The sequence below is a fragment of the Bacillus sp. PPSBB_11 genome, from assembly GCF_038023285.1.
In the GTDB taxonomy this organism is placed as follows: Bacteria; Bacillota; Bacilli; order Bacillales; family Bacillaceae; genus Bacillus; species Bacillus altitudinis.
The window spans coordinates 833,979-843,023 of sequence record NZ_CP150633.1 but is presented as its reverse complement, the minus strand read 5'-3'; the positions used below and the strand labels follow the sequence as shown (position 1 = coordinate 843,023).

At 42.6% G+C, this 9,045-nt stretch carries 9 protein-coding genes, 1 tRNA gene and 1 pseudogene; 7 read left to right on the top strand and 4 right to left on the bottom strand.

The features are described from left to right. Positions 1 to 106: 106 nt before the first annotated feature. Positions 107 to 433 (bottom strand): annotated as a pseudogene (locus V7L95_RS04295) (ribonuclease); the annotation flags it as partial. A 342-nt stretch (positions 434 to 775) separates the two neighbouring features. Then, positions 776 to 1,753: a D-glycerate dehydrogenase gene (locus V7L95_RS04290; RefSeq protein WP_048001987.1), complete on the bottom strand. Its 978-nt coding sequence runs from the start codon at positions 1,751 to 1,753 to the stop codon at positions 776 to 778. Positions 1,754 to 2,316: 563 nt separating this feature from the next. On the opposite strand from V7L95_RS04290, the gene V7L95_RS04285 reads away from it, so the two are divergent. Continuing rightward, positions 2,317 to 2,898: a carbonic anhydrase gene (locus V7L95_RS04285; RefSeq protein WP_017357909.1), complete on the top strand. Its 582-nt coding sequence runs from the start codon at positions 2,317 to 2,319 to the stop codon at positions 2,896 to 2,898. A 37-nt stretch (positions 2,899 to 2,935) separates the two neighbouring features. Then, positions 2,936 to 4,558 carry a SulP family inorganic anion transporter gene (locus V7L95_RS04280; protein ID WP_035701494.1) on the top strand — a complete coding sequence of 541 codons (1,623 nt, stop codon included), beginning with the start codon at positions 2,936 to 2,938 and terminating at the stop codon, positions 4,556 to 4,558. A gap of 230 nt (positions 4,559 to 4,788) precedes the next feature. Here V7L95_RS04280 and V7L95_RS04275 read toward each other — a convergent pair whose 3' ends face one another. Beyond that, positions 4,789 to 5,130, bottom strand: a complete 342-nt coding sequence (locus V7L95_RS04275; protein WP_008347798.1) for a MazG-like family protein — start codon at positions 5,128 to 5,130, stop codon at positions 4,789 to 4,791. A 136-nt stretch (positions 5,131 to 5,266) separates the two neighbouring features. On the opposite strand from V7L95_RS04275, the gene V7L95_RS04270 reads away from it, so the two are divergent. After that, on the top strand, positions 5,267 to 5,845 hold the full coding sequence (locus V7L95_RS04270; RefSeq protein ID WP_048003428.1) for a TIGR00730 family Rossman fold protein: 579 nt from the start codon (positions 5,267 to 5,269) through the stop codon (positions 5,843 to 5,845). Between the two features lie 55 nt (positions 5,846 to 5,900). On the opposite strand, the gene clpP is transcribed toward V7L95_RS04270, so the two are convergent. Continuing rightward, positions 5,901 to 6,497 carry an ATP-dependent Clp endopeptidase proteolytic subunit ClpP gene (gene clpP, locus V7L95_RS04265; RefSeq protein ID WP_007500118.1) on the bottom strand — a complete coding sequence of 199 codons (597 nt, stop codon included), beginning with the start codon at positions 6,495 to 6,497 and terminating at the stop codon, positions 5,901 to 5,903. A 253-nt stretch (positions 6,498 to 6,750) separates the two neighbouring features. Between clpP and V7L95_RS04260 the strand changes: the two genes are divergently transcribed. The 4 genes from V7L95_RS04260 (at position 6,751) to V7L95_RS04245 (ending at position 8,740) form a co-directional block, all read left to right on the top strand. Then, positions 6,751 to 6,826 (top strand) — tRNA-Arg (locus V7L95_RS04260). A gap of 183 nt (positions 6,827 to 7,009) precedes the next feature. Next, positions 7,010 to 7,996, top strand: coding sequence for a tyrosine-type recombinase/integrase (locus V7L95_RS04255; protein WP_340968209.1), 987 nt, complete (start codon positions 7,010 to 7,012; stop codon positions 7,994 to 7,996). A gap of 166 nt (positions 7,997 to 8,162) precedes the next feature. Continuing rightward, entirely contained in the window at positions 8,163 to 8,366 is a 204-nt protein-coding gene (locus tag V7L95_RS04250) for a hypothetical protein (protein WP_035389600.1), read from the top strand. Further along, positions 8,363 to 8,740, top strand: a complete 378-nt coding sequence (locus V7L95_RS04245; RefSeq protein ID WP_129547906.1) for a helix-turn-helix domain-containing protein — start codon at positions 8,363 to 8,365, stop codon at positions 8,738 to 8,740. The genes V7L95_RS04250 and V7L95_RS04245 overlap by 4 nt, the downstream gene beginning before the upstream one ends. Positions 8,741 to 9,045: the final 305 nt, after the last annotated feature.

Genomic DNA, 9,045 nt, shown 5'->3' with positions numbered 1-9,045 from the left:
ATCTTCAATTGTAAATTTAGCCAAAAGAAAAGCACCTCCAAATGTTAGACTGTGTCTAATATTTGGGGTGCACTTCATTTGACTTAGGGCTGTCTTTTTATAATGATTAACGAATCCTCGTAAATGTCGCATAGTGATCGGTTGTTTTATAAATGAGCCAGTCACTTGAATACACTAGGCGGTCAGCATTACGGAAGCCGGAGACGTAGTTGATGTCGGCTTCACGCCATGTACGGCCGCTAGCTGATGGAAGGCGTCCCTCTCGATTAGAGAATACGTCTCCACCGATGCTTTTGCCCGGCGCGACTTCAGCTAAATTTCCTTTTGATGCCACCCATCCGAGGGCGCTCGCTTGTGATTTGGTGATGTAATTATCAGGTAGTCGTTTATAGCGGATTAAGTAATCTGCTACACCATCAAAGGTATTAATGACGGCAAGGGTACGAAGGTCTGGTGCAAGCTGTACGGAAGCAGTTTCATTTGTGGCTGTTGGTGTAAGTGGTGTTTCTGCATGGGCTTGCTGCGGGATAAATCCAGAAAACAGAATGGCAGCAATCAGAGCGAACAGAGTAAAAATCGAACTTATTTTTTTCATCTTGATCCTCCTCAAAAGGAAATGGGATGCCGTCCTCTTGATGCTTGTCTACCTCATATTATAGCACCGGCATATGAAGAGAATGTAAAGAATCAGGAGATTGGACAAAATGAGGCTTTTTGACCTACTGTCTCTAGATGACGTAAACAAAAAGACGCAGTTCCCTGCGCCTTTTTTCAATTAAGATGAGGCAAGCTCCTTCACAATATCAATAGGGGCTTTGCCGTCAATTCCATGAATCACATTATGAATGGCTCGTTTCAGCATAAGATCTCTTGTCGTTTCAGTAGCGGAACCGATATGCGGGGCAAGTGTGACATTGTCCATCTCCTTGAAAGGATGATCTTCCTGAAGCGGTTCTTGCTCATACACATCCAGACCAGCTCCTTTAATCCACCCTTCCTGTAGTGCTTGAATGAGGCTTTTCTCATCGACGGTTTTTCCGCGGGAGATGTTCACAAATAAAGCTGTCGGCTTCATTAATTTCAATTCCCGCTCTCCTATCATATGGTACGTCTCATCCGTCAGCGGTGTGATTAACACAATGATATCAGCTTGCTTCAGCAAGTCATCCAGTGCACAATATACAGCGCCGTAGGCCGATTCGGCTTTCTCGTTCCGGCTCCGGTTGTGATAGAGGACGTTCATATCAAAACCATGAGCGGCTCGTTTGGCTACTTGCTCTCCGATTCGTCCCATTCCAATGATCCCAAGCGTTTGATGATGGACGTCAATGCCGAATATATCTTCTTCTTGAACAAATTTTGTCCATTTTCCCTTGCGGATAAAACGATCAAGCTCGGCAATTCTCCTCGCAGAAGAGAGAATGAGCGAAAAGGCAAGATCAGCAACGGTATGATCGAGTGTATAAGGCGTGTGCGTACCAATCACGCCTCTTTGTCTCATGGCTTCTAGATCAAAATTGTCATAGCCGACTGAATTATTGCTTACCACCTTGAGTTGAGGTGCATGATCTAATAAATCTTGATCAATTTTCGTACCTGATGTTAAAAGGCCATCAGCCTTCTGCAGCTTCTCAAATAATAGATCTCTTGGGATCGGGTCCTTTGACTGCCATACCTCATATGTACAATGTTCTTTTAACATGTCTTCAAAAGAGGCAGGTAAGGGTTTGGCGACAAAAATATGTGGTTTCATCATCAACTCGCTCCTTTCACATGGTCATCTTTCTCTTTTTATTATAAAGCAACCATTTTGGCAGTACACGTTTGAATATGAGCTGCTCAATATTTAATATACTGAAATAACGGAAAAGGAGAGATTTTTATAGTGAAAGAGTAAATGACATGGCCATCTGATGTCTTTTTATGATGTAGAAAAACGAGTGATTAGTAGATGAGTCATAGAAAAATGCTAGATGTTTCGGGAGATAATCTGACAAACTGGAAAATAGATCGAGACTTTTTGGTAGAAAATTTATTATATTTGCAGTGTATTAAACGGGATGGTCATTTTCTACTAAACCATTTCATCGTCTTTTGGTGAAATGAGAGCCATCGTTTGTAAGCAAAAGCCGCATATCCCCTGTGCTGAAGCGGAACAAAGAGCAAAATAGAGAAAATGTTTACATATTCTCTCATCGTTTTCTCATTTTTTTCTTTTTTTTCTATCATTTTTCTTCTCTATGCTTGAGAACACACAAGGGAAAAGGAGGCCAGGTAAGGCGTTACAATCACTTAAAAAAGATAGGAGATGACAGGATGGAATCAACATTAGAACAGATTCTTCAGCACAATGCAGATTTTGTGAAAGAGAGACAGTATGAGCCTTTCAAGGCGGGAAAATTTCCTGAGAAGAAATTGGTTATATTAACTTGTATGGATACACGCCTGTTGGAATTATTACCGCAATCCATGGGGCTTCGTAATGGTGATGCGAAGATCATTAAAAATGCAGGAGCCATCGTCACACATCCATTTGGCAGTGTCATGCGGAGTATTTTACTAGCCATTTATGAGCTGAAAGCAGAGGAAGTATGCATTGTCGGACACCATGAATGCGGAATGGCAGGCCTTGCGGCAGACCCTTTACTTGAAAAGGCAAAAGCACGGGGAATTGAGGAAAAGTGTTTGAGCATTGTGAAAAGCGCAGGTGTTGATTTAAAGGGCTGGCTGACAGGCTTTGATTCAGTGGAAGAGAGCGTATCCCAAAGTGTGAAATTAGTCAAAGAGCACCCGCTCATGCCAAGTGATGTAGCTGTTCATGGACTAGTGATTCATCCGGCAACAGGAAAGCTGGATGTCGTTATAAAAGATAAACAGATCGACCCGCAATATACCTAAATCATCTACACATACTTGAAGGAGGCCAACACATACCATGCGTTTTTATGGAAGATTTGAAGGTTATGATTCATCAAAGTTTAGACGCGATTTAATCGCTGGGCTTGTCGTGGGCGTTGTGGCAATTCCTTTAGGCATGGCTTTTGCCATTGCATCTGGTGTCGGACCAGAATACGGACTATACACAGTCATCGTTGCCGGCATTTTGATTTCATTGTTTGGTGGTTCAAAGTATCAGATTGGCGGACCGACCGGGGCATTTGTTCCAATTTTATTCGGGATCGTCAGCCAGTACGGTATTGAAAACTTACTCATTGCTGGTTTTATGGCAGGCTGTATGCTTGTCTTATTCGGAATATTCAAACTAGGAAAGCTCATGAAATTTATTCCTCGTCCGGTTATCATCGGCTTTACTGCCGGCATTGCTGTCATTATTTTTTCAGGACAGATTGCCAACTTCCTCGGATTAAAGGGTGTTGAAAAACATGAAAGCTTTTTCCTCAATATGAGAGAAATCGTGGTCCATCTCGGTACCGCAAACAGTCTCGCCATTCTCACAGCGATTGTTGGGCTCATCGTGATTTTGGCGGCACAAAAATACATTCCCAAAATACCTGGTGCTCTATTAGGTCTACTCGTTTCAACATTTATAGCTGTTCTCTTTTTTCAAGGACAAGTTGAAACCATCGGCTCTGCATATGGCGAAATCCCTCGTCAGCTGCCAACTTTCGCTTTTCCTGAATTGACGATTGAAAAAATGATTTATTTGCTGCCGCCGGCTATTGTCATTGCGCTTTTGGGCGGCGTGGAGTCGATCTTGTCCGCGATGGTAGCTGATAATATGAAAGGTTCTAAACATGACAGCAATAAAGAACTCGTCGGACAAGGAATTGCCAATATGGCGGCACCGCTTTTTGGAGGGATCCCAGCGACTGGAGCGATTGCTCGTACGGCAACAAACATTAAAAATGGTGGAGCAAGCCCCATTTCAGGAGTCGTGCATGGTGTCGTTGTCTTGCTCATCTTAATGTTATTTGCACCATATGCATCGATGATTCCACTTGCTGCCATGGCACCGATTTTGATGTTTGTGGCGTGGAATATGAGTGAGAAAAAGGAGTTTATCAATATTGTCAAAGTCAAAAATGCGGATTCCCTTGTGCTTGTCGTGACCTTCCTGCTAACGGTCATCGGTGATTTGATTATAGGGGTGACTGCAGGTCTCATTTTAGCGTTTATCGCCTTTATCAAAAAAATGAGCCAGACAACGAATATTTCCTCAAATGTTGCTGTTCCTCAAATCGAAACCGCAGCTGCCTTAGAAAGGGAGACCGATCAGAAAGGGATTAGTATGTATTCGATTGAAGGGCCACTCTTTTTCGGTACAACCGATTCATTGGAAAATTCGATTTTGGATCATGTTCAGACAAAGCCGAAAACACTCATTTTGCTTATGAACAAAGTGAATTATATGGACACCTCAGCAGAAGCGGTTCTGATGAACATTTCTAATCGTTTAAAGCATCACAATGGAAAATTGATGATTGTAGGGCTTCAATCACAGCCAAAAGAGCTTTTGCATCGTACCGGTCTTTTCCATCACATTGGAAAGCAGCATTTCTTTGAACGAACGGATGATATTTCACCACAGCAGCTATAAAAGGCTAAAAAAAGCACGTGACATGTCGGTCACGTGCTTCAGCGTGTAGACAAACCCTCGCATTCTTTGTCAGTTCTGCGTGCCGGTGCTCACGAATGTCAAATTCGCTCCGCGCCGGTACTCGTCCTTCCTAGACTGCAAAGGTTTTCTATCACGCTGAAAAGAAGACAAAGGGCTAATCAAGTTCATTTTAGCCCTTTGTCAACAATCTGAAGCCCGTGACATGTCGGTCACGGGCTTTTTACCTGCTCTTTTTCACTAGAAAACCGTTGTGTGAGTTTCTGTTGATGGGAAGAGAAGACCTCTTCTACAGTTACATCATAGAGATCAGCTAGAACAAGTAGATTTCCTAAGACATCTCCCATTTCTTCAATAAGGTCCTTTCTTAACGCGGCATCCTCCTGTGTTTTCTCATCAGGTCGATCGCGTCCAATTTCGACCGCCCTGACTGCGCGAGCGAGTTCACCTGTTTCTTCCATCAGGAAACCTAACCTGATAAACGGCCCGTATTCTGTCCAATTTCTCATTTTGTAGAAATCTTTGATCCATTTTTCCATTTCAGTTGTTTGCATTCTCTTTATACAGCTCCTTATATGGTGTTCACCTTCTGATTTTACACTATATATAGATAGAGCGGCTGTTTCTTTACAATGAATTATAGTAGAATGAGTGGGTGAAGAAATCATAGAGAGAGATGGAGCTGTTTTGATGAAAACGATTTGTGTGTTTGCTGGTTCGAATCCAGGTGTGAATGACATCTACAAACAAAAAGCTGTCGAGCTAGGGGCTTATATGGCAGAGCAAGGAATCCGCCTTGTATACGGTGGCTCACGAATTGGCTTAATGGGAGCTATAGCGGATGAGGTATTGAAAAACGGCGGGCAAGTGATCGGAGTCATGCCAAAAGGGCTTTTTAGAGGAGAGGTTGTGCATCAAGAGCTAACCGAATTGATTGAAGTCAAAGGGATGCATGAACGAAAAGCGAAAATGAGCGAGCTGGCCGATGGGTTTATTGCCATGCCAGGTGGTTTTGGTACATATGAAGAATTATTTGAGGTGCTATGTTGGGCGCAAATTGGCATCCATCAAAAGCCAATCGGATTGTATCAAGTGAATGACTATTTCAATCCGCTCATAGACATGGTGAAGTTTAGTATACAGGAAGGTTTTTCGAATGAATCACACCTTCAATTGCTACATGCCTCTGGAGAACCGGAAGAATTGATTTCACAGATGGCTTCCTATCAAACACCGTCTCTTCAGCAGAAATGGACGGAGCTGTCTTAAAATAGATGCATAACAAAAAACCGTCTGTTCAAAGAGCAGACGGTTTGTTTTGTGATTATTTTTGTTCTTCTGTATTACGGGTCAAGACTTTGTCAATGAGTCCGTATTGAAGTGCTTCTTCCGCTGTTTTGAAGTTGTCACGATCTGTATCGCGCTCAATGACTTCAATTGGCTGACCAGTACGTTCAGCAAGTACTTGGTTCAGTTTATCGCGTAAAGAAAGGATTCGTTTTGCCGCAATTTCAATTTCTGTTGCTTGACCTTGCGCACCACCTAGTGGTTGGTGAATCATCACTTCACTATTTGGAAGGGCATAACGCTTACCTTTTTCACCAGCAGCAAGCAGGAACGCACCCATAGATGCAGCCATACCAATACAAATAGTTGATACCTTTGGTTTAATAAATTGCATCGTATCATAAATGGCCATACCAGCTGTGATCGAACCGCCAGGGCTGTTAATGTAGATAGAGATATCTTTTTCTGGATCCTCGGCTTCTAAGAAGAGAAGCTGTGATACGATGGAGTTGGCAACATTGTCATCGATCGCAGAACCAAGCATGATAATACGGTCTTTTAAAAGACGAGAATAAATGTCGTAAGCTCTTTCCCCACGATTTGTTTGCTCAATGACTGTAGGTATTAAATTCATAATGTTCCTCCTTCACCTTTTAGGTAAGTATGTAATTCAATGATACATTTTTGGTCAATAAAGGTCAAACAAAATGCTGACCTAAAATCAAATACCCCTATCCATTTTCCCCAAAACTCTTCCACTTCAAACCATCATATGAGTATATGTATGGGAATGAAGAAAATGCATCGACAGGGATAGCGATTAATCATTGCTTTCTTGCAGCATTTCCCTTATAATTTGATATGCTGACGTTTAAAAAACATATCGTGCGCTCGTAGCTCAGTTGGATAGAGCGGTGGTTTCCGGTACCACGTCTGCCGGGGGTTCGAATCCCTCCGAGCGCGTTACAACGTTTTAACGCCGTTATATCAACGTTTTCCAACGGTCCGTTAATGCGATAAGTGTACGGAAGGGCGCGATCTAGGAAGAAACGGACATTCGTTTTTATCCGATTTCGTGTCTTAGCGGACAAACTAGACCGATTCTCTACGAAGCCTTGCGGAATAATTTCCGGGAGGCTTTTTATTATGGCGATTATAAGAAGACGGCAAGGCGTGCGCAATAGGCGCGATGTAAGTAGCGACCGAATTCGGTCCTCATTCACGACAATAAAAGACGCATTAGATACAGTAGTTACCGTTATGACTACGCAGAATTTTAGAGAAAGAACCATCGGTGACTACTGCGCCCATTTCGGCGAATTTTTGACCGAGACTGCGTTAGATCCTGCGATGCCAATTACGGCAGTCACCGAAGATCATTTCCATACTTATATTACGATAATGTTAAAGAAACGGGGGCTGTCGCCGGTAACGATTAACATCCGTCTAGGCGGTATTAAATCGTTATTCAGTAAGATGGTAGAGCGCGGCCTTATTAACGAGAGTCCTTGCGGTCGTGTGACAAAGCTACGTACCGATCAGACCGTCGTTAAAAGTCTTACTGATTCGCAGGTAAAGCGATTCTTCAGCGTCATCGATAAGGATACTTTTGCGGGATTCAGAGACTACGTGGCGTTTTATCTTTCATTAAAATGCGGATTAAGGTCGAATGAACTAGAAGGCCTCGAGCCGACCGATGTTGATTTCGATAATAAGGTTCTTATGTTACCAGGCGCAATCAACAAGAATCGTAAAAACCGTATGGTCCCGATGACCGAAAAAGTTGCCGAAAATCTCCATCAACTTCTATTAGAAACGGAAGACTATTTTGGAGAGGCAAAAAAGGTATTCGTAAATCAGTACGGAGACGAGATGGCGAAGGAGCACTTACGTAAACGTGCGGCCAAGTACGCTGGATTGGCGAACCTTAAAGGAGAATGCCGCGCGAGTATTCATAGCCTGCGTCATACATTTGCGATCAACTATCTACGTAATGGCGGGGATATCCGTTCGTTACAAAAGATACTTGGCCACGCTGACTTAGAATCTACGCAAGTATATCTCGACTATGTTGACGATGTTGTCGTAGAGCAATTTAACAAAGCTAATAAAAACGACACTCTCGAAGTGTAAAAGAAAACCTCGTCTAAATAGGCGGGGTTATTTTTTTTTATTTTAAATGTCCCGATTTCGAACGGTCATATGCGACTGTACTTATGAAAGCGAAAATGATTCGGAAATTTTGCGAGATATCATCCATCAACCGAAAAGATTAATTAAAAAGAAGAGGGTGGGCAGTTTGGAAAAAGTAAAAATCACATTACAAAACGGCACCATTCATGAATGGACAGTTAAAGAAGATACAGGCGACCTCATGAGATTGTGGAACTGGGTTCTTCGCAACAAATCAGGTGTTCTGTGGTTTGTTGAAGGCGGGATTAACGCTGCTGAGATTATTACGATCGAATACATTCCAGAAGAAACGGAAGAAATCTTAACATGACAAACGCCAAGCGTCCGATCGACTTTCACGACCACAGGTTCGTCCGAGTAACGAAGTCGGTTATCGCAGATGAAACGTATTTAGATAAGCCGATTCAGAAACTCGTATACTCCGTTCTTTGCTTCTACGCAGACAATACGAGTAAGAAGTCGCATCCAAGCGTTCAGACTATTGCAGACAAATGTCGGTGCTCAACGAATACGGTGCGGAAAGCATTACGCAGACTGAAGGAGCTCGACCTTATTGACGTCAAAGAACGGAAGAATGCGAACGGGCAGACATCGAATGAGTATACGTTGTGGGAGCCGCCCAATTGGTTCGTTGAGGCTGGCACTTCAAAAAACGATAGTAGCCCCCTGCAAGATTTGAAGTAAGGTACTTCACAGTTTGAAGACGAACTAAACTCACTTAACTATACTTATTTAACTAGACTAATAATAGCGCTCAAATAAAATCTTTCGCGCAAATAAATACTTAAATGATATATCTATCGCGATAAAGTTATCTGCAAAGAGTGAGCGTAAGCGAACGAATTGCTACGATTTTAAATAATAAACGGAAAGAAGGCGGTAATATGACGTTTTATGAGTACACGCAGAATAACAGCGGAGGACATTTCGAAGTAAGCGAAAAGTTATGTCACCGATTATTTATCGAAGCGGATAGTTACTCTGAATCC